The sequence below is a fragment of the Haloferax chudinovii genome, assembly GCF_042663345.1.
Classification (GTDB): domain Archaea; phylum Halobacteriota; class Halobacteria; order Halobacteriales; family Haloferacaceae; genus Haloferax; species Haloferax chudinovii.
On the sequence record NZ_JBHTAB010000014.1, the window covers coordinates 41,400 to 59,404 of the forward strand.

An 18,005-nucleotide genomic window follows, 5' to 3' on the forward strand; every position below is an offset into this window, starting at 1 on the left:
GCGCGCACGGCGTCCGCCGCGGCCGACCCGGAGCCGGTTCGACGGGGACGACCGCGGCAGTTCACGACCGCGGCAGTGGGTCAGTTCACGACCTCGCAGTACGTCCGTTCGCGACCGAGTCAGTCGTCCTTCCGCGCGACCTCGTGGCGGCCGAAGCCGTAGCGGAGTCGGTTGGCGAGGCGGCGAGAAAAGCGGTCGTCGGCGCGGGAGCCGAACCGCTCGGCGAGCGACTGGTAGATGAGCGGGACCGGGACCTCCTGTTCGAGCGCCTCTTGGACCGTCCACGTGCCCGTCGAGCCGCCCGCGACGTGGTCGTCCACGTCGCCGAGGTCGCTTCCCTCCTCGCGGAACGCCTCCTCGCAGAGTTCGAGGAGCCACGAGCGGATGACTGCGCCGTTGTTCCACGTCTTGGCGACCGATTCGAGGTCGAGGTCGTAGCGGCCCTCGGCGAGCAGTTCGAAGCCCTCGCCGTACGCCTGCATCAGCGCGTACTCGACGCCGTTGTGGACCATCTTCACGTAGTGGCCGGAGCCGGAGTCGCCCATGTGGCCGTGGCCGTCGGGGCCGGTCGCCACGGCGTCGAAGACGGGTGACAGCTCGTCGTAGGCCCACTGCGGGCCGCCGACCATGAGCGAGAAGCCGAGGTCGGCACCGGCGGGGCCGCCGGAGGTCCCGCAGTCGAGGTAGGCCGCCGAGCACGCCTCGGCGCGCCGCACGGACTCCTCGAAGTGGGAGTTGCCGCCGTCGACGACCACGTCGTCCCCGTCGAGGTGCGGGTCGAGGTCGTCGAGCGTCGCGTCCACCGCGTCGCCCGCGGGGACCATGAGCCAGATTCGCTTGTCGTCGCCGAGTCGGTCGGCGAGGTCGGCGACGCTGTCCGCGGGTTCCGCACCCGCGTCGGCGGCCGCCGCGACGGCTTCCGCCGAGAGGTCGAAGGCCACGACCTCGTGCCCGGCATCGAGCACTCGGTCGACTACGATGCGCCCCATCCGGCCGAGGCCGATGACGCCTAGTTGCATGCGTCGGCATCGTCCGCGGGGGGTGGTAGTGGTTGTGGTTTGGCGCGTGTGCGGGCGTCGTCGCGGCGACTCGCGTTCCCCCGCCCGGCTTCGGGAGACTGCGGGCGAAGTCGGCCGGCCTCGCGCCCGCAGACGCCGACGTTTTCACCGCCGCGTGCGAGAGTCGCGTATGGACGAACGCATCCACGAGCACGCCGCGGTGCTCGTCGACTGGAGCGCGCGAATCGAGGCCGGCGACGACGTGGTCGTCTCCGTCGGCGAGGGGGCCCACGACCTCGCGGTCGCCGTCGCCGACGCCCTCGGCGAGCGCGGCGCGAACGTCGTCACGACCTACGCCTCCGAGGAGGTCCAGCGGGCGTACCTCCGCGCGCACGACGGCGACTTCGACCTCCCCGAACACGAACTCGCCCTCTACGAGGCCGCCGACTCGGTGCTCTTTCTCGGCGGCACCCGCAACACGGCGGCGACCGCCGACGTGCCGACCGAGACGCGGCAGGCCTACGGCCGCGCCACGAGCGAGGTCAAAGAGGCGCGCATGGACACCGACTGGGTCTCGACGGTTCACCCCACCCGCGCGGCGGCCCAGCAGGCGGGCATGTCCTTCGAGGCGTACGCCGACTTCGTCTACGACGCGATTCTCCGCGACTGGGCGGCGCTCGCCGACGAGATGGCGAACATGAAAGACGTGCTCGACGCCGGGTCGGAGGTCCGCATCGTCAAGGCCGACACCGACCTCACGATGTCCATCGAGGGCCGTACCGCTGTCAACTCCGCGGCGTCGGTCGCCTACGACTCCCACAACCTGCCGTCGGGCGAGGTGTTCACCGCACCCCTCGAGGACGCCGTCGAGGGAGAGGTGTTCTTCGACGTGCCGATGACGCTGGAGGGCCAGCGCGTCGAGAACGTTCACCTGACGTTCGAGGGCGGCGAGGTCGTCGACTTCTCCGCGGACGCGGGCGAGGACGCGCTCGCCGGCATCCTCGACACCGACGAGGGCGCGCGCCGACTCGGCGAGCTCGGCATCGGCATGAACCGCGGCATCGACCGCTTTACCGACAGCATCCTCTTCGACGAGAAGATGGGCGACACCGTCCACCTCGCGGTCGGCCGGGCCTACGGCGCGTGTCTCCCCGAGGGCGAAGACGGCAACCAGTCCGCGGTCCACACGGACATGATAACCGACATGAGCGAGGACTCGCGCATCGAAGTCGACGGCGAGGTCGTCCAGCGGAACGGCACGTTCCGGTGGGAAGACGGGTTCTGACCCCGTCCAGCGCCGTCCCCTGACGCGGACTGCGGTGGGGGTTGGGACGATTAAGATACCACGACACGCGGTAACCCTGGGCGTACTACAACTGCGTGGTGACGTAGCTCCGGCTATGGCACGATTCGTCCGAACGAGGCGGGGGTCAACAGGAGACGGCGACGACAATCGACGCGGCGGACGACGCCGTCGAGGCGTGGCTCACCGAAGCCGGACGGAACTGCGGCAACTGCGCGGAGTACATCCCCGACAAGAACGGCGACGGCTTCGGTGCCTGCGCGAAGGTCGAGGGTTACGTCGGGCCCGAAGACTGGTGTTCGCTCTGGGAGTCCATCGAGGCGGTCGAGTCCGAAGCCGACGAAGTCGAGGACGGAGGCGAGACCGCACCCGTCGCCTGAGGCTCACTCCTGAGCCACGCCGATGTTCTTCAACGACCCGCCGCACCGCGGACAGACCTGTTCGTAGACACCGTGACCCGAGCGGTAGCCGCACGCGGCACACTCGTACCGCGCGCGCTCGACGAGCGTCGTCGGTTCGGCCTCGACAAGCGCCTCGGTTCGACGTTCGACCAACTCCGCCGGGCGTCGTTCGACCAACTCCGTCGGCTCGGGGCCGACCAGCGCCCTGGATTTGGCTTTGACGAGGTCTACGGGACCGCGTGTGGCGATATCTTTGCTCATGCTACAGTGTATGTCGTGTTGAATGTTAACTCTTATCAGTGCACTCCGTTCTCCCTGACGACGCCGAATTCGGCCGTTTCACCCCGATTCGGTGGGTGCGGTCCCGAGACGCGCTTTCGACGTACTTTTTATCCGCGACCGTTTTCATCCGCGCATGGCAGAATTCATGGTCGTCGTCGCCGACCCCGACTCCGGTGCGACCTACCAAGTCGACGTCGAAGGACAGGACGCAAACCGATTCCTCGGCCGCGACCTCGGTGACGAGGTCGACGGCGCGGCCGTCGGTCTCGACGGTTTCACCATCGAACTGACGGGCGGTTCGGACAAGGCCGGCCGACCGATGCACCCCAAGGTGCCCGGCGGCTCGCTCAAGGAAATCCTCGCCAAAGACGGCATCGGCTACAAGCCGTCCCGCGACGGCGAGCGCAAGCGCGTCACCGTTCGCGGCCGCGAGGTCTCCGGCGAGACCGTCCAGATCAACGCGAAGGTCGTCGCCGGCGAGGGCGACGTCGCCGCCGCCTTCGGCGAGGGCGACGACGAAGAAGCCGACGAATAACGCCGTCTCACTCCTCTCTTTCCCGTGCCAGAGCAACTGCCCTCCGACCATCCGTCGGTCCAGACGTTCCGCGCGAACATCGCCCGCAGCGGCGGCACCCGCCGTCCCTGCCTGCGCGTCCCCGACGACGTGACCGCCGCCGACGGCGACTTCGTCCGCCTCCATCTCGGCGGCACCGCCTATCACGCCCGCCTCTCGGCCGATGCCTCGGGGCTCGTGATTCGCGGCGCGTACGACAACAAGCGCCTCGCCCGCACCCCGAACAACGGCGAGAACCGACTCGTCGAGTGGTGCCACGAACACGACCGGGCCGACGGCGACGCCGTCGAACTCGACGAACTGGACGACGGCTACCAGTACGGCCTCCGGGTTCCCGGGGTCCGACAGGTGTACCGCATCACCGAGCGCCCGAACGACTCGCTTTCGAGCATCGCCGAGCAGTTCGGCCTGTCCGACGAGTGACCGGTCGGGCTCCGAGACACGCCGCTTTTACGCGCCGACCGCACTAGGCGGGGTATGAGCAAGGTAACGGAGTACCTCGCAGGCGAGCGCCTCGACGACGTGGCGCTCTATCTCACCCACGAGTACCTCGACAGCCAAGGCAAGCTCCCGAACATGGGCGTCGAAGTCGAAAACGGCTACGTCCTCGTCGTCCCCGGCGACGACGGCCGTCGGGCCTTCGCGGCCGGCACGGGCATGGACGCCATGGAGTTCGCCCAGACCGCCATGGGCAACGACGGCGACATCGACGACGACCTCAGCGGCGGCACCTGCCCCGAGGTGGCCACCGAGGAGACCCACGAGGTGAAGTTCATCTTCTCGTTCGCCGAGGCGCAAAACGAGGAGGTCGGCGGCATCTACGAGGACGGCGACGTGGTCCACGCCTACGCCAAATGTACCTGCGGCACGACGTACTCCGACCGCTGGGTCGTCGACGACGCGTAACCGCCCGATTCGGGTTCAGCGCTGGTTTTCCGATTCAGGTTCGGATTCGGATTCAGATTCGCCTTCGCGTTCGACGTTAGCGCTCGGTCTCGACGCCTTCGTCGTCCGCGTCCGCGACCGCGTCGGCGACCTGCTCGAACGCCCGGAGGATGACGCGCTTCGTCGTCGCGCCCTGCGTCGTCCAGTGGTGGGCGTAGTCGAGCATGTCGTCGTAGATGTCGGGCTTACAGCCGGCGGCCTTCGGGTGGCCGCCGCCGTTGACGAGGTCCGCGACCTCGTGACAGCGCTCGAAGTCGTCGGAGCCGCGGATGGAGGCGCTCCCGGCGGGCTTGACGACGACCGCCGCGTCCGCGCCCGCCTCGCGGAGGGCGTCCGCGACCTCGTTCTGCGAGCATCGGCCGTAGGTGACGCCGACCGTCCAGTCGCCGACGGTCTTCAGTTCGGCGCGGTCGACGGCCGCCTGAATGAGGTTCTCCTTTTCGACGCGGCGGTGGGCGATGTACTCCTCGACGACCGGCGGGAGGTCCGCGCCGTACGCGCCGACGACGGCGACGTACTCCTCTTTCGAGGTCCAGTAGGCGTAGTCCGCGAGGTCCTGACTCCGCTCGTCTTCGTTCAGCCAGAGGTCGTGGTCGCGGGTGACGGCCGCGAGTTCCGAGAACCGCTCGTCGAACGCGTAGTCGAGTTCGCGGAGCGTCACGTCGGTCGAACACTCCTCGTCGGACTCGCCGACGACGAGGTCGACGCCGGCCTCGCGGACCGCTTCGGCCACCTCGGGCTTCCACTGGTGGTGGTCGTACCAGTGAATCTCGCCCGCCGTCTCGACGAGCGCGGCGAGCTCCTCCTCGACGTACTCGAACTTGTCCGGACAGAGGTCGCAGACGTACACCTCGATGCCCTCGGGTGCGTAGTCGGCGACGCGCTGGAGGTCGTCTTCGAGCGAGTACGGGCTCGACCCCATCAGCGCGACCGGCGATTTCGGGCGTTCGTCCTCGTCCTCCTCGGCGAGGGCGGGTTCGTCTTCGCCGTCTTCGTCCTCGTCGCCTTCGTCGTCGCCGAGTCTCTCCTCGATTCGGTCCTCGAAGTCGGCCACGTCGAGGGCGGCGTCGTACGCTTCCCGGAGGAGAGCGACACAGCCGAGGCCGTCGGCGTCGGTGTCGGTGACGACCGCGACCGAGGCGTCTTCGAGTTTCTCCTTGGCGCGCTCTTCGGCGCGTTCCTCGTCGAACGACTCGGGGTAGAAGAATCCGGCTCCGGGGAGCACGGACTTGCGGGGGAGCGAGAGCCGAGAACTGTCGATGAGCTCGTCTTCCATACGCCGAACTCGGGCGCGACGGGGAAAACTCCTCCCGATTCGGTCGCCTCGCCGGTGGCCCGTTGGTCGCCGACCTGTCGCCGACGGACCGCTGACCGCTCAGGCGGCCTCGTCGCTCAGCAGGGAGTCCGCCGTCCCCGCTTCCAACTGGCGGACCGTCAGCACCGGCACCGGACAGGTCCGGACGACGCGCTCGGCGACGCTCCCGATGAGAAAGCGGTTCTCGCCGTGTCGGCCGCGGGTGCCCATGGCGACGGCGTCGGCGTCCACCTCGCGGGCGTAGTTCGAAATCTCGGCCGCGGGGCGGCCCTCTCGCACCGCGACGGTCACCTCGCGGTCGGTCGCGGCCTCGACTTCGGCGAGTGCCTCCTCGCCGCGCTCGGTGAGCGCGTCGCGCATCTCGTCGCGGAGTCGCTCCGGCGCGGTCTCAACGTCGCCGGCGTCGACGACGTACAGCGCGTGGACCGACGCGTCGAACCGCTCTGCGAGGTCGACGGCGACGCTGACCCCCCGGCGGACGCTCGCCGAGCCGTCGGTGGCGATGACGATAGTGTCGAACATATCCTCGGGTTCACGGCGCGGCGGCATAAAACCAGTCTGAGGCGGCCGGCCGCCGGGACCGTGGGGTGAGTTTTTTGTCGTCCCCCGACGCAGGTGGGGACATGTCATCGCGCCCGCTCTCTATCGACCTCGTCCTCGTGCCGGTCGACCAAAGCGAGGAGGCGACGCGCGCGGCGGAGTACGCCGCCGCCGTCGCGGCCGAGTACGACGCCGCGGTCCACGCCGTCCACGTCCTCGGCGAGGACGTCGTCCGCGCCATAGAGCAGGGCGTCGTCGACGAGGACGCCGTCGCCGAAGACAGCAAGGCCGTCACCGACACGGTGTCGGCCCTCGCCGAAACCGCCGACGTTCCCGTCACCACGTCGGTCGCCTACGGCTTCTCGCGGACGAGCAAGCTCCGCCACCCCGGGAGCGTCGTCCTCGACACCGCAGAAGAACTCGACGCGGACTTCATCGTCGTGCCCCGAGAGCCGGTCTCGGGCGACCCCGGCGAAGTCCTCGCCAAGGCCGCCGAGTACGTCCTCCTGTACGCCAGCCAGCCCGTCCTCTCGGTCTGAATCGCGGGTCGGTGTCGTCGTGACTCGCCGCCGCCCTCAGCCGCCTTCCTCGTCCGGCGGTTCGGCGAGCCGGATGGTCATCTCCAGTTCGAAGCTCTCGGCGTCGCTCGTCTCGAAGCCGACGGTCTGGTAGAGGCCGACCGCCGCGCGGTTCCAGCGCTCGACCGTGAGCCACACCTTCTCGATGCCGGACACTCGGCCGTAGCCGAGAAGCGCCTTGATGAGCCGCGTGCCGATGCCGGCGCGCTGGTAGGTCTGGTGGACGAAGATGGCGAGTTCGTAGGCGTCGCCGTCGGGGACGAGCGTCGCGTGGCCGGCCACCTCGTCGCCGTCCCACGCGATGACGTTCAGGCAGTCCTCGTCGAGGATGTTCTCCAGCCAGTCGCGGATGCGGTCCTCGCGGCCCGGCGGGATGCCCTGCGCGCGGTCTGAGGGGTCGAACGCGTCGTACATCTCGACGAGCGCCTCCTGTTCCTCGTCGGAGCCGTCGTGCGCGCGCACCTCGATGGTACGGTCTTCCTTGTCGGTGAACGACAGCGGCGGCGCGTCGTACGGGTCGGCGACGGCGTCGGAGAACGTTCGGTCGCTCATCGTACTAGGGTGACGGTCACGTGGGAGTTCAGGAGGACGAACTCCGCGATGTTGCCGATCTGTATCTTCCCCATCGGGCTCGTCTCGCCGCCGCCGAGCACCAGTTGGTCGAACCCCTCGTTCTCGGCGAGGTCCACGAGGGCGCTCCCCGGCTCGCCGTCGAGCGCGCGGACGGTCGCGTCGACGCCGCGCTCGTCGAGCAGTTCCGTCACCCGCGCTTCCATCTCCTCGCGCGAGCGCTCGCCGGACGGGTTGTCGACGATGGCGACCGTGAGGTCGTCGCCGACCTCGGCCGTCCGTTCGACCGTCGTTTCGAGCGCCCGCATGGAATCGTCGCTGCCACCGATTCCGAGCAGTACCTTCATGATTCCCAATCTCGCGGGCGCGATAGAAAACCCTTACCCGGAAACGGGGGGTGATACCCCCGTCGGCAGGGGACCGAACGTCGCGGAACCCTTTTCGGCCGTGCCGCGGTAGCCCGCGGTATGACAGACGAGTCCGACGAGTTCGAAACGGGCGCGAGCGACGCCGAGGAGACGGCTCGCCCCGACGCGGATCCGAAAGCGGGAGCGGACGAAGCGGCGGGGGACGCGACGGCGGTAGACGCGGAGACCGAAACTTCGGCATCGGCAGACGCGGAATCGACGGGTGCGGAATCAACGGACGCGGCCGGAGGTGATGCCGGCCCGGACGCCGACGACGCCGATGACGTCGGAGCAGACACCGAAGACGCCGGCCCGGACGCCGACGACGCCGATGACGTCGGAGCAGACACCGAAGACGCCGGCCCGGACGCCGACGACGCGGTTCCCGAGGACGTCCAGAAGTACGCCCGGTTCAAGAAGGTCGACGGCGCGCAGTACGACCGCGTCAACGACTTCCTCCGCGAGCGGACCTACGTGACCGCCCGCGAGTGGGCAATCGCGCGACTCTGCGCCGACTTCCGGACCGAGACGGGCGTCGAGATGACGAAAATCGGGAACAACCTCCCCGAACTCGTCCCCTTCATGACCGACACCTACACGCCGCAGGCGGTCAATCAGGCCCGCTCTGCGTTCCGCGATAAGGTCCGGAAGTCGGGCGCGACGTTCCTCTACGGCGCGATGTCGGGCTTCTTCACGGCCGAGGAGCTCGACGAGATGATGTACGAGGTGACGGAAATCGCCAAGTTCCTGCTCGAAGTCGAGGGCGTGGACCTCTCGGTCGAAGAGGAACTGGAGGCCGAAGAGCGCATTTCGAGCGTCATGCGCGAGGTGCGCGAGGCGAGCACCGACCTGCGGAAAGAAGAGCTGTCGGACGAGGAGTGACGCCCGCGGCCCGTACGACTCCGCACCGGCTCTGACTTCCCGAACCGATGCCGCGCCGACTCGAATTCAGGGGAAAAGCGGCTCTGGTTCCGACTGGACTAACTCGACGCGTCGGTCGGCCTCGACCGGACGGACGTAGAGTCGGAGTTCGCCCCGTTCTCGCGCCTTCGTCGCCATCGCGTCCACCTCGTCGAGTCCGTAGTACAGCGGGACGACGACGGCCTTCGACGACGCGGCGTCCTGTACGACCGAGACGACGAACGCGGTGTCGCCTTCGCGGGCGCGGTAGACGTCGTAGCGGTCGAACGCGGCCGACTCGACCCACGACGACAGCGACTCGAACTCGCGTCCGGGGACGAGCACGTCGAAGCCGACGCGCTCCGTCGCCTCGGGTAGGTTCGCCGGCGGCAACACCGTCACGTCGCCGGGGTGTACCACGAGCGTCTCCCACCCCTCGGCTTCGTACTCGGCCGCGGTCGCCTCGGCGTCCTCTACGACCGTCTCCCAGAACGATAGCAACCCCGTGAGTTCGGGTGACTCGTCCGCCTCCGGGTCGCGGTCTCGCGGTGGCGTCCGCTCGTCGGTCATGTGTGTCACTCACTCGGGGTGTCGAACGGGAAAAGGATTCGCTTGCATCGGGGTCGTCCGGCTCCCGACCGACACCCTGACCCCCGGTGACGACGGAACTGCTATCTGTCTCCCCGCCGACAGTCGGCCCGATGCGCTGGTCACTTCGCGCGGTCCTCGGGTCGCTCCAGCTCCCCGTCGCCGGTGCCGGGACCGTCCTCCTCGCGTTCGTCTGGCGGACCGCCGTCACGATGCCGCCGCCGCCGCCCGGAAGCGACGGCTTCGCCCACGGACTCGCCGGCTTTTTCCTCCTCGTGTTCGGGGTCGCCGGGTTCGTCCTCCTCGCCGGCGGCCTGCTCATCCCGCCCGGGCCGGGATACGGCATCCACTTCACTCGCAGACAGCGCTGGCTGTTTGCCTACGCGCTGGTCGCGCCGGTCCTCGCCGTGGGCGGCTTCCTCGCGACCGTCGTCCTGTCGGCCGCAGTCGGCGGACTCGGCGGCCTCGCCGGGTCGGCAGTTTCGCTGGTCGCCCTGACCGCGCCGCTCGCGGTGCTCGTCGGCGTCGGCTGGAGGGGCGCGCAAGTCGCGGCCGCGCGGTTCTGAGCGGGTCGGTCCTCGGTCGGTTCCCGTCTCCGGTCAGTCGCGGACGTTCTCGCCCGCGACCTCGCCGAAACCCTCGCCGTCCCAGACGAACTCGCCGCGGAGCATCGTCCACTCGGGGAAGACGCCGGTGTGGCCCTCGAACGGCGTCCACTCACAGTTCGAGTGGAGGTCCGCACCGCGAATCTCGCGGGCGGCGTTGAGGTCGTACAGCGCGAGATCGGCGTCAGCGCCCGCCTCGACGCGGCCCTTGCGCGGCAGGTCGAACACCTCGGCGGGGTTCGCGGCGACCACGTCGCGGACGCGCTCGGCGGTGAGGTCGCCTGCGACGACCGCGCCGAGAAGCAGGGGCACCATCGTCTCGACGCCGGGGACGCCGCTCGGGGCGTCGAGGAGCGACTGTTCTTTCTCCTCGCGCGTGTGCGGCGCGTGGTCCGTGGCGACCATGTCGATGCGGCCGTCGGCGAGGCGCTCGAACATGGCCTCGCGGCGCGCCTCGGAGCGAAGCGGCGGGTTCATCCGGCCGTAGGTGCCCAACTCGGCGAGGTCGTCGCGGGACAGAAACAGGTGGTGCGGCGTCGCCTCGCAGGTCGCGCCGCCGTCGCGGGCGGCGTCGACGCCCTCGGGCGTGCTCGTGTGGGCGATGTGAATCTGCGCGCCGGTCTCGCCGCCGACGCTGACGGCGCGCTCGACGGCGACCGCCTCGGCCTCGGCGGTCCGGTAGGCGCTCCACGCGTCGGCGTCGGCGTCGCGGCCGACCCCGCCGAGGTCGCCTTCGATTGCGGACTCGTCGAACAGGTCGGCGTCCTCGGCGTGGACCGTGACGGGAACGCCCGCCTCGCCGGCGCGCGCCGCGGCCTCGGAAAACAGGTCGGCCTCGATGCCCATGTCGCCGGTCGAGTCGGCGAGGAACACCTCGCCGAGGGCGAAAAGCGGGCGCTCGAACAGGCTGTCGGGGTCCCAGTCGGCGGTGACGCCGCCGTTGATGCCGTAGTCGATACAGGACGTCGCGGCGCGTTCGGCCTTCGCGTCGAAGCCCGCGCCGTCGGTCGTGGTCGGGTCGGTGTTCGGCTGGTCGGCGACGGTCGTCACGCCGCCGGCGGCGGCGCTCCGCGCGCCCGTCTCCCACGTTTCTTTGTGTTCGAAGCCCGGTTCGCGGAAGTGGACGTGCACGTCGATAGCGCCCGGCAGAAGCAGGTTCCCTTCGGCGTCGACGGTCTCCTCGTCGGCGACGGGGTCGAGGTCGCCGACCGCCTCGACGGTCCCGTCCTCGACGCGGACGTCGACGGCGCGGCCGTCGGCCAGCGTCGCGTTCTCGATTCGCATACGAGGGGGTGCGACGCGCCGGGTGCTAAGTCCGGCGGTTCGTGGAGTGAAGGGTCCGGCGGTTCGTGAAGTGGTCGGGGTCAGTCGCTCACGCGAGGTCGGCCGCGTCTTCGACTCGGATGTCCGCGTCGCCGACGAAGACGGCTTCGAGGGCGTCGCAGACCGCGTCCGGACTCGCCGGGCCGCCGGCGTCGGCGACGCTCCCCACCGATTTCGGGTCGAAGGGGACGTCGATGGCCTCGTAGACGGGCGCGAGCACGTCGGCTATCTCGTCCCGGTCGGCGACGACGACCACGCCGGAGACAAGCGCGCTCTCCCTACGGACCCGCTGGGCGAGGCCGCAGAGCTTCCCGCCCGCTTGGACCGAGTGGTCGCCGGGGCAGTACGACGCCGGGGGCTCGCCTCGATGCGCGGGGACGCCGAGCGTTCGGAGGGCGCGGACGACGGCGGTCGTTCCGGCCTCGTACCGCGCGTCCAGCCCGGCCCGGGCGTCGTCGAGCGGGAGCGCGTGGGCGAACGCGACGGTGGTTCCCGTGTAGGCCACGGCCCGACCGCCGACCGAGCGCTCGACGGCGGGAAACCCGCGTTCCTCGGCGGCGGCGACGGCCTCGTCGTACCGCGGGGCGCGGGTGTCGCGCCTGCCGAACGCGAGCTGTCGGTGCGGCGTCCACGCGCGGACGGCGGATTCGCCCGTCTCGCCCGCCTCGCGGAGCATGGCCGCGGTGACCGCCCGGTCTGCGTCCCGGTCGGGCCCGCGGCCGCGGATGACGCGCATGCCCGAGAGAAACACCCCGACGTACCTAAGCGCACCCGTCCCGTCCCGACGACCATGTTGCGACTGCCGCGGTCGGTGCTCTCGCGCTTCGAGCGCTTTTCGCTGTACAACTCGCCGTACCCCGCCCACGACAGCGGCTGTGCAATCGACCTCTACGTCGCCGCCGACGACCCGGTGGCCCGCTCGCCCGTCGCGGGAGTCGTCCGCGAGACGCGGACCGTTCGCGCGCCCGACAAGCCCTACGCCCACGACGACGAGTTCCTCGTGCTCGTCGACGTCGACGCCGACGCCACTGGGCTGGACTGGCTCGGCGACCCCGGCGACGACCCCCGCGACGGACTGGTCGCGCGAATCCTCCACGTCGACCCCGGCGTCGACGCGGGCGACGAACTCGCCGTCGGCGACTCGCTCGGGCGACTCGTCCGCTCCGGCTTCTTCGCCCCGTGGGTCTCGAACCACGTCCACCTCGGCTTCCGGTCCGCGGACGCGAATCAGCACCGCGCCCGCGGGTCGCTCCCGGTCTCGCCCGACGTGACGGTCTCGCCGCTCGACTGGGACGGGACGGGGACCGTCGTCGAGACGGCCGGGACGTTCGTCGTCCTCGACGCCCCGGCCCGCGCCGACGCGGGGGTCGGACCCGGCGAGTTCGTCGGCCTCGCCAGCGACGAGGGCGTCGTCCTCGACGGCGGTCTCGCTCACTACGGGTTCGGGGGCACGCTCTCGCCCGTCGAAGACGGACAATCGCTGTCGCTCCTCGGCGAGCGGGTCGGTCGGACCGCCGGCCGCGACGTTCCGTGGGCCGACTTCGACGTACTCGTCGACGGCGCTCGAGTCACCGGATTGTCGCTGTTCGCGTCCCGCGTCGGCTTCGGGACCAAAATCGTCTGCCCCGGCCACGACTTCGCCGTCGGCGACGAGGTGTCGGTCGCGATTCGCCCCGGCTCCGACCCGATTAGACTCGACTGACTCCGCAGAAACAATTTACAATTGATACGAATGTGCCGGTGGGAGGCGACTGAACGGATTCTCCATTTTGAGGGTCCTTTTTAAGTACCTTTACTATGAAAGGCCGAGGCTCCGCAAAAAATATCTTTCGTTCACCCGTATTTTTCTCCGTTTGTGAGACTCGACAGACGAACGCGTGCCGTCGTTTCGGTCTTCGACGCCGCCGTCCCCGCGCCGCGATGACCGACGACCACGACACCGGGTACGAGGTCGAACTCGGCCACCCGCTGGTCGGCGTGTCCCCCGACGCGACGCTCGAAGACCCCCAGTTCGAACTCACGTTCGTCGGCGGTGTTCCCGTCTCCGGCGAGCCCGTTCCCTACTTCGTTGCCCGCGGGAGAGACCGCGAGCGGCTCGACGACTTCCTCGACGACCACGCGAACATCGAGCGCTTCGAGCCGGTCTCCGACGGCCCCGAGGGACGGCTCTACCGTTGCGAGTGGGCGACCCGCGACGGCGATATCATCTCGGCGATTCGCGAGTGCGACGGCATCGTCCGGCGGATGGTCGGCACGAGATACGGCTGGTCGCTGTCGGTGTACTTCCCGTCGAACGAGCTGACCACCCGGTTCCACGACGCGTGTCTCTCCCGCGATATCGACATCGACGTGCGCCGCGTCGAACCGGCCCGTCTCGACGACCGCCACCCACCGGACATCGCCCTCTCGGAGAAACAGCTGACGGCGCTTCGGCTCGCCTTCGAACGGGGCTACTTCGAGACGCCGAAAGAGACCGGCCTCGACAACATCGCGAGCCAGTTGGACATCACCGAACAGGCGCTCTCACAGCGGCTCCGGCGAGCGCTCAGACACCTCGTCGGGTCGGCGATAGACGACCTCGAACGCGACTCACGGTCCGAGTGAAGAGCCGACGACGCGTCAGAACGGGACCGTGGTGGGGACGTGGCAACCGGGCGCGAGATGCCACGATGGGAGTCGATTTCGCCACCGGAACGGAGCGACTCACGGCTCCTCCGGCGGTGCGCCCGCGTGGGGGGTACCACCGACGCATATCGGTACGCCGATTCTAGTAATATATCTAACTCTTGTGTGGACAATCGGTATTTATCCTGCGTCGAAGTAATCGAGATACGCCGAGGCGAACGCCCGGACTTCGTCGTACGTCGGCGGCGACCCGTTTCTGACGAAGTGGCCCGCGACGGCGTTGCCGACGACGAGCGACTCCGCGCGACCGAGGCCGAGGATATGCGCGAGCGCCAGTCCCGCGTTGAAGTGGTCGCCCGAACTCGTCGTCAACACCGGGTCGTCCGTCCGGGGGACGCCGACGGTCGCGGTCCCCCCGTCGTCGACGAGGTGTGCCGCCTCGACGCCGTGGCCCGCGAACCGGGTGACGCCGAGGTGGTCGAACGCCGCCTGCGACTCGCGGCCGAAGTCGTCGCTCTCGACGCCCGCCAGCCGCGCGAGGTAACGCGTCTCGTAGCGGTTCGCCGAGACGACGACGCGCACCGCGTCGTCCAGCGCCGACACCTGCTCGACGCCCGCGGCGACCACCTCGGGCTCCCGTTTTCTGAGGTCGCCGAGGTCCAACAAGAGCGTCTCCGGCGGCTCCGAGAGCGTCGGCCACAACTCCTCGCGGAGGCCGCGGGCCACGTCCGGGAGCTCGGGCATCTCCGACCAGTAGCCCATCCCGACCAGTTCGGTCCCGTCGACCAGCTCGGCCAGTCGGTCGAGGCCGACCCGCGACTCGATACCGGCCCAGTCGAGCGTCATCAGCCCCCCGATTTCGGTGAGCATCAGCTTCCCGTCGCCGAACTCGACGGCGTCGGTGTACCCCGGCGACCCGAGCGTCTCCAGTGGGAGGTGGCCGAACTCCTCGGCGAACGGGTCTTCGACCGGGTCGCCGAGACAGCCGACGACCCCGGGTTCGAACCCCAGTCGGTCGAAGGCGCGCGCGAGGTGGCTCACGTGGCCGCCGGTGCGGACGCCGGCTTGAATCCACTCGAAGGTGAGCGAACTCTCGGCGTCGACCGAGTCGTTCACGCGGTCGGCGAACGCTTCGAGGGTCGGCACCCGCTCGTAGGCGTCGGCCGACTGCCGCTCGGAGACCAACTCCCGAACGCGGTCGACCTAGCCGTCGAACCCGAACAGCACCCGTCCGCCGTCGGCGGTCGTCGGGAGCGACTCCCGGCACGACTCGACCGCGCGGACCGTCGCCTCGTCTGGCGTCTCCATGGCGTTCGGTTCGGACGACCGGCAGTTAGTGTTGCCGCCGGTGGCGCGCTCCGAGCCGTCAGCGGCCGCTCTCCGTCGTGATTTCGAACCGCGCGCCGCCCTCGTCGCTCTCGACGAACCAGACGCTCCAGCCGTGGGCGTTCACGACGCTCATGACGACGCTGAGGCCGAAGCCGGTCCCCTCGGTGCTCGTGGTGTAGCCCGCCTCGAAGATGCGGGGGCGCTCGTCCGGCGGAATCCCCGGGCCGTCGTCTTCGACGTAGAACCCGGCTCGGTCGCCGAGGGGGCCGACACGGACGGTCACGTCGTCGCCGCCGTGTCGAATCGCGTTCGAAAAGAGGTTTTCGAGGAGCTGTCTGAGCCGCCCGCGGTGGGCGTCGACCGCGACGTCGCCGTCGATAGCGAGCGTCGCGTTCGGCGCGCCGCTCGCGGCGGTCGTCCACGCCGCCTTGGCGACGGAACGGAGCGACAGCCGCTCGGCCTCTTCGACCGTCTGCCCGTTTCGCGCGAGCGCGAGCACGTCCTCGACGATGCCGGCCATCCGCTCGTGGGCGTCGGCCACGCGGTCCAACTCGTCGCCGTCGTACTGCTCGCGGGCGAGGTCGAGGTAGCCCATCGCCGCGTTGAGCGGGTTCTTGAGGTCGTGGGAGACGACCGACGCGAACGATTCGAGCTGTTCGTTCTGGCTGGCGAGTTCGCGCTCGCGCCTCCGCAGGAGCCGCTCGCGTTCGACCCGGTCCAAGACGGCACGGGTGTTCGCGGCCAGCACCTTCGCCAACGCGACGCGCTGGTCGGCCAGCGCCCCCTCGTCGAGCGAGGCGACGAAGAACACGCCGTGGTCGGGAATCGGGACGATGAGCTCCTCTTTGACCCCGGCGTCGAGGACGAACCGACGCGGGTTCGAGTCCACGTCCCGATAGAGGTTGTGCTCGCCGCGCTCGAACACCTCCCACGTCAGGCCGGACCCCCGGGGAATCGGCGGCACGTCGCCGAACACCGCCCGCGCCTCGTCGGTGAGCGCCGCCGGGACGAGCGCGTCCAGCGATTCGTCGTACAGGAGGACGCCGCTAATCGCGTAGTCGAGGACCTCGGTGGCGGCCTCGCGGGCGATGTCGGCGACCTCATCGCGGCTGGTCGCTCCCGTCAGTCGCCGGGTCGACGCGTGGAGCGCGTTGAGCCGCTGTTCGTACCGCTTCCGGTCCGTGACGTCCGTCGAGACGCCGACCGCGCCCACGGCCTCGCCGTCGTCGCCGACGATGGGCGAGACCGTGAACTCGACCACGTACTCCTTTTCGGGAAGCGACAGTTCGATTTCGAACCGCTCGCGTTCGCTCTCGCCACCGAGGGCGGCGTCGAGCGCGGACCGGACGCGTTCGTACTGGTCGGCGGCGAGATAGCCGGCGTCGCGGAGCGCCGAGACGTGCCGGCCGACGAACGTCGACATCGGGATGCTCGTCCGCGACAGCGCGGTCTCGTTGATGAACTGGACGACCCCCGCCTCGTCGACCACGTACGCGCCCTGCCCGATGCTCTCGACGATGGTCTCGTAGCGCTTGAGTCGCTGTTCGTAGCTCCGCTGTTCGGTCACGTTCCGCGAGGTGACGACGAAGCCGTCGACCGAGGTGTCGGCCTGATTGCTCCCCACGGATTCGAGCCACGTCCACGACCCCTCGGCGTTCCGGTGGCGGTACCGGACGGGGTCGGTTCCGTCGGCGTCCGTCTCGAGCGCGTGGTCGAAGACGGCGGCGACGCGCTCCCAGTCGTCGGGGTGAATCAGGTCGGAGGCGGACCTCCCGACCAGTTCGCCGGGGTCGAAGCCGAGCACGTCGGTGACCGAGGGGCTCTGGTACCTGATTCGCTCGTCGGTCCCGACGAGAGTCACGAGGTCGCGCGCCAGCTCCACGAGCCCGCGGAACTGCGCCTCCGTGGCGCGCTGTTCGGTCACGTCGTGCACCGAGACGAGAACGCCGTACGAGCCGTGATACTCGATTTCCTCGAGGTTCACCGAACACTCGCGGGTATCGCCGTCGGCGTCGACGATGCGCACCTCGTAGTTCACGGGTGCGTCGTCGCCCCGCCGCCGGGTCGCGGCGATGTCGGCGGCCCGCTCGCGGTCGTCGGGGTGGACGACGCTCAACACCGTCGTCTCGGCGAGTTCGCCGTCGCTCAGGCCGGTGAGCTCGGTCAGCCGGCGGTTCCAAAAGCGGAACTCGCCGTCCTGCGTGACGAAGATGGCGTCGTGGCTCTGTTCGACGACGGTGCGATACAGCGAGTCCGAGTTCCGCCCCGCCGACGCCCACCGTGAGAACTCGATGGTCCGTTCGACCCGCGCGGCGACCGCCTCGGTCGCCGCCGGCGTCTCCGGGTTGTCGACGGCGATGGCACCGCCGCCGGAGGCCGATTCACCGGCGCTCGCGGTCAGAAAAAACATCGGAACCACGCCGATTCGGGCGCGGACGCGGGAGACGAACTCGGTGTCGACAGCGCCGCGGACGATGACGACGCCCATCCCGTCGTCGAGCGCGCCGAACACGGCGTCGCGGTCCGCGTACGTCTCGGTCGTAAAGCCGCGTCGCTCGATGGCCTCGACGAGCCCCTCGGGGCACTCGTCGACCAGCACGACGCGGGAGTCGCTCATACCCGTACCACTCCGTGAACGTGTATATATTTCACGTGATTCCGACCTAACGACGTTCCGATCGACTCCGTTCGCCCCGCCGGCCCCGACCGTCGGTTACATACT

19 protein-coding genes and 2 pseudogenes are annotated in these 18,005 nt (G+C 69.5%); 10 read left to right on the top strand and 11 right to left on the bottom strand.

All coding sequences use genetic code 11. The annotated features are described in order from the left end of the window. Positions 1-119: 119 nt before the first annotated feature. On the bottom strand, positions 120-1,019 hold the full coding sequence (gene gnd, locus ACFQI8_RS18370) for a phosphogluconate dehydrogenase (NAD(+)-dependent, decarboxylating) (RefSeq protein ID WP_390247382.1): 900 nt from the start codon (positions 1,017-1,019) through the stop codon (positions 120-122). Positions 1,020-1,188: 169 nt separating this feature from the next. On the opposite strand from gnd, the gene ACFQI8_RS18375 reads away from it, so the two are divergent. Both ACFQI8_RS18375 and ACFQI8_RS18380 read left to right on the top strand, forming a co-directional pair. Then, a complete protein-coding gene (locus tag ACFQI8_RS18375; RefSeq protein WP_390247384.1) occupies positions 1,189-2,283 on the top strand; it encodes an aminopeptidase in 1,095 nt (364 codons plus the stop codon). 173 nt (positions 2,284-2,456) lie between these two features. After that, positions 2,457-2,681 (top strand): annotated as a pseudogene (locus ACFQI8_RS18380) (high-potential iron-sulfur protein); the annotation flags it as partial. Positions 2,682-2,684: 3 nt separating this feature from the next. Here ACFQI8_RS18380 and ACFQI8_RS18385 read toward each other — a convergent pair. After that, a complete protein-coding gene (locus tag ACFQI8_RS18385; protein WP_390247386.1) occupies positions 2,685-2,963 on the bottom strand; it encodes a rubrerythrin-like domain-containing protein in 279 nt (92 codons plus the stop codon). 154 nt (positions 2,964-3,117) lie between these two features. On the opposite strand from ACFQI8_RS18385, the gene ACFQI8_RS18390 reads away from it, so the two are divergent. The 3 genes from ACFQI8_RS18390 to ACFQI8_RS18400 are packed head-to-tail and all read left to right on the top strand — an operon-like array spanning position 3,118 to position 4,464. Continuing rightward, complete coding sequence (locus ACFQI8_RS18390; RefSeq protein WP_390247388.1) at positions 3,118-3,519, top strand: 30S ribosomal protein S6e; 402 nt, start codon at positions 3,118-3,120, stop codon at positions 3,517-3,519. Positions 3,520-3,543: 24 nt separating this feature from the next. Continuing rightward, the gene (locus tag ACFQI8_RS18395) at positions 3,544-3,981 is read left to right on the top strand and encodes a DUF7112 family protein (RefSeq protein WP_390247390.1); all 438 of its coding nucleotides are present in this window, start codon (positions 3,544-3,546) and stop codon (positions 3,979-3,981) included. Positions 3,982-4,035: 54 nt separating this feature from the next. Continuing rightward, positions 4,036-4,464 (top strand): DUF5807 family protein, encoded by a 429-nt coding sequence (locus ACFQI8_RS18400; protein WP_390247392.1) that lies wholly within the window; start codon positions 4,036-4,038, stop codon positions 4,462-4,464. Positions 4,465-4,540: 76 nt separating this feature from the next. Here ACFQI8_RS18400 and ACFQI8_RS18405 read toward each other — a convergent pair whose 3' ends face one another. Then, entirely contained in the window at positions 4,541-5,779 is a 1,239-nt protein-coding gene (locus tag ACFQI8_RS18405) for a DHH family phosphoesterase (RefSeq protein WP_390247394.1), read from the bottom strand. 99 nt (positions 5,780-5,878) lie between these two features. Continuing rightward, positions 5,879-6,340: a universal stress protein gene (locus tag ACFQI8_RS18410; RefSeq protein ID WP_390247396.1), complete on the bottom strand. Its 462-nt coding sequence runs from the start codon at positions 6,338-6,340 to the stop codon at positions 5,879-5,881. Positions 6,341-6,441: 101 nt separating this feature from the next. On the opposite strand from ACFQI8_RS18410, the gene ACFQI8_RS18415 reads away from it, so the two are divergent. After that, positions 6,442-6,897 (top strand): universal stress protein, encoded by a 456-nt coding sequence (locus ACFQI8_RS18415; protein WP_390247398.1) that lies wholly within the window; start codon positions 6,442-6,444, stop codon positions 6,895-6,897. A 36-nt stretch (positions 6,898-6,933) separates the two neighbouring features. On the opposite strand, the gene ACFQI8_RS18420 is transcribed toward ACFQI8_RS18415, so the two are convergent. Together ACFQI8_RS18420 and ACFQI8_RS18425 are read right to left on the bottom strand one after the other, a co-directional pair. Then, positions 6,934-7,488 (bottom strand): GNAT family N-acetyltransferase, encoded by a 555-nt coding sequence (locus ACFQI8_RS18420; RefSeq protein WP_390247400.1) that lies wholly within the window; start codon positions 7,486-7,488, stop codon positions 6,934-6,936. Continuing rightward, entirely contained in the window at positions 7,485-7,853 is a 369-nt protein-coding gene (locus ACFQI8_RS18425) for a universal stress protein (RefSeq protein ID WP_390247401.1), read from the bottom strand. The genes ACFQI8_RS18420 and ACFQI8_RS18425 overlap by 4 nt, the downstream gene beginning before the upstream one ends. A 120-nt stretch (positions 7,854-7,973) precedes the next feature. Between ACFQI8_RS18425 and ACFQI8_RS18430 the strand changes: the two genes are divergently transcribed. Further along, positions 7,974-8,795 (top strand): DUF5806 family protein, encoded by an 822-nt coding sequence (locus ACFQI8_RS18430; RefSeq protein ID WP_390247403.1) that lies wholly within the window; start codon positions 7,974-7,976, stop codon positions 8,793-8,795. A gap of 66 nt (positions 8,796-8,861) precedes the next feature. Here ACFQI8_RS18430 and ACFQI8_RS18435 read toward each other — a convergent pair whose 3' ends face one another. Next, positions 8,862-9,383, bottom strand: a complete 522-nt coding sequence (locus tag ACFQI8_RS18435) for a DUF7529 family protein (RefSeq protein WP_390247405.1) — start codon at positions 9,381-9,383, stop codon at positions 8,862-8,864. Positions 9,384-9,514: 131 nt separating this feature from the next. Here ACFQI8_RS18435 and ACFQI8_RS18440 point away from each other — a divergent pair, with 131 nt between their 5' ends. Next, positions 9,515-9,967 (top strand): hypothetical protein, encoded by a 453-nt coding sequence (locus ACFQI8_RS18440; RefSeq protein WP_390247407.1) that lies wholly within the window; start codon positions 9,515-9,517, stop codon positions 9,965-9,967. 33 nt (positions 9,968-10,000) lie between these two features. Here the strand turns inward: ACFQI8_RS18440 and ACFQI8_RS18445 are convergent, their stop codons facing one another. Both ACFQI8_RS18445 and ACFQI8_RS18450 read right to left on the bottom strand, forming a co-directional pair. Next, positions 10,001-11,290, bottom strand: coding sequence for a dihydroorotase (locus ACFQI8_RS18445; protein ID WP_390247409.1), 1,290 nt, complete (start codon positions 11,288-11,290; stop codon positions 10,001-10,003). Positions 11,291-11,378: 88 nt separating this feature from the next. Further along, the gene (locus ACFQI8_RS18450; protein WP_390247411.1) at positions 11,379-12,065 is read right to left on the bottom strand and encodes a lipoate--protein ligase family protein; all 687 of its coding nucleotides are present in this window, start codon (positions 12,063-12,065) and stop codon (positions 11,379-11,381) included. A 54-nt stretch (positions 12,066-12,119) separates the two neighbouring features. Between ACFQI8_RS18450 and ACFQI8_RS18455 the strand changes: the two genes are divergently transcribed. Next, positions 12,120-13,031, top strand: coding sequence for a DUF8155 domain-containing protein (locus ACFQI8_RS18455; protein ID WP_390247413.1), 912 nt, complete (start codon positions 12,120-12,122; stop codon positions 13,029-13,031). Positions 13,032-13,249: 218 nt separating this feature from the next. Next, the gene (locus ACFQI8_RS18460; RefSeq protein WP_390247415.1) at positions 13,250-13,933 is read left to right on the top strand and encodes a helix-turn-helix domain-containing protein; all 684 of its coding nucleotides are present in this window, start codon (positions 13,250-13,252) and stop codon (positions 13,931-13,933) included. 201 nt (positions 13,934-14,134) lie between these two features. On the opposite strand, the pseudogene ACFQI8_RS18465 reads toward ACFQI8_RS18460, so the two are convergent. Continuing rightward, positions 14,135-15,262: pseudogene (locus ACFQI8_RS18465) on the bottom strand (hypothetical protein). A gap of 58 nt (positions 15,263-15,320) precedes the next feature. After that, positions 15,321-17,900, bottom strand: coding sequence for a PAS domain S-box protein (locus tag ACFQI8_RS18470; protein WP_390247417.1), 2,580 nt, complete (start codon positions 17,898-17,900; stop codon positions 15,321-15,323). Between the last annotated feature and the right edge of the window lie 105 nt (positions 17,901-18,005).

Bases quoted from the DNA above. Each gene is read 5' to 3' on its own strand.
- ACFQI8_RS18400 (WP_390247392.1), top strand. From the start codon at position 4,036: ATGAGCAAGGTAACGGAGTACCTCGCAGGCGAGCGCCTCGACGACGTG.
- ACFQI8_RS18445 (WP_390247409.1), bottom strand. From the start codon at position 11,290: ATGCGAATCGAGAACGCGACGCTGGCCGACGGCCGCGCCGTCGACGTC.
- ACFQI8_RS18415 (WP_390247398.1), top strand. From the start codon at position 6,442: ATGTCATCGCGCCCGCTCTCTATCGACCTCGTCCTCGTGCCGGTCGAC.
- ACFQI8_RS18435 (WP_390247405.1), bottom strand. From the start codon at position 9,383: ATGACCGACGAGCGGACGCCACCGCGAGACCGCGACCCGGAGGCGGAC.
- ACFQI8_RS18405 (WP_390247394.1), bottom strand. From the start codon at position 5,779: ATGGAAGACGAGCTCATCGACAGTTCTCGGCTCTCGCTCCCCCGCAAG.
- ACFQI8_RS18410 (WP_390247396.1), bottom strand. From the start codon at position 6,340: ATGTTCGACACTATCGTCATCGCCACCGACGGCTCGGCGAGCGTCCGC.
- ACFQI8_RS18455 (WP_390247413.1), top strand. From the start codon at position 12,120: ATGTTGCGACTGCCGCGGTCGGTGCTCTCGCGCTTCGAGCGCTTTTCG.
- ACFQI8_RS18460 (WP_390247415.1), top strand. From the start codon at position 13,250: ATGACCGACGACCACGACACCGGGTACGAGGTCGAACTCGGCCACCCG.
- ACFQI8_RS18440 (WP_390247407.1), top strand. From the start codon at position 9,515: ATGCGCTGGTCACTTCGCGCGGTCCTCGGGTCGCTCCAGCTCCCCGTC.
- ACFQI8_RS18450 (WP_390247411.1), bottom strand. From the start codon at position 12,065: ATGCGCGTCATCCGCGGCCGCGGGCCCGACCGGGACGCAGACCGGGCG.
- ACFQI8_RS18375 (WP_390247384.1), top strand. From the start codon at position 1,189: ATGGACGAACGCATCCACGAGCACGCCGCGGTGCTCGTCGACTGGAGC.
- gnd (WP_390247382.1), bottom strand. From the start codon at position 1,019: ATGCAACTAGGCGTCATCGGCCTCGGCCGGATGGGGCGCATCGTAGTC.
- ACFQI8_RS18430 (WP_390247403.1), top strand. From the start codon at position 7,974: ATGACAGACGAGTCCGACGAGTTCGAAACGGGCGCGAGCGACGCCGAG.
- ACFQI8_RS18420 (WP_390247400.1), bottom strand. From the start codon at position 7,488: ATGAGCGACCGAACGTTCTCCGACGCCGTCGCCGACCCGTACGACGCG.
- ACFQI8_RS18390 (WP_390247388.1), top strand. From the start codon at position 3,118: ATGGCAGAATTCATGGTCGTCGTCGCCGACCCCGACTCCGGTGCGACC.
- ACFQI8_RS18425 (WP_390247401.1), bottom strand. From the start codon at position 7,853: ATGAAGGTACTGCTCGGAATCGGTGGCAGCGACGATTCCATGCGGGCG.
- ACFQI8_RS18385 (WP_390247386.1), bottom strand. From the start codon at position 2,963: ATGAGCAAAGATATCGCCACACGCGGTCCCGTAGACCTCGTCAAAGCC.
- ACFQI8_RS18470 (WP_390247417.1), bottom strand. From the start codon at position 17,900: ATGAGCGACTCCCGCGTCGTGCTGGTCGACGAGTGCCCCGAGGGGCTC.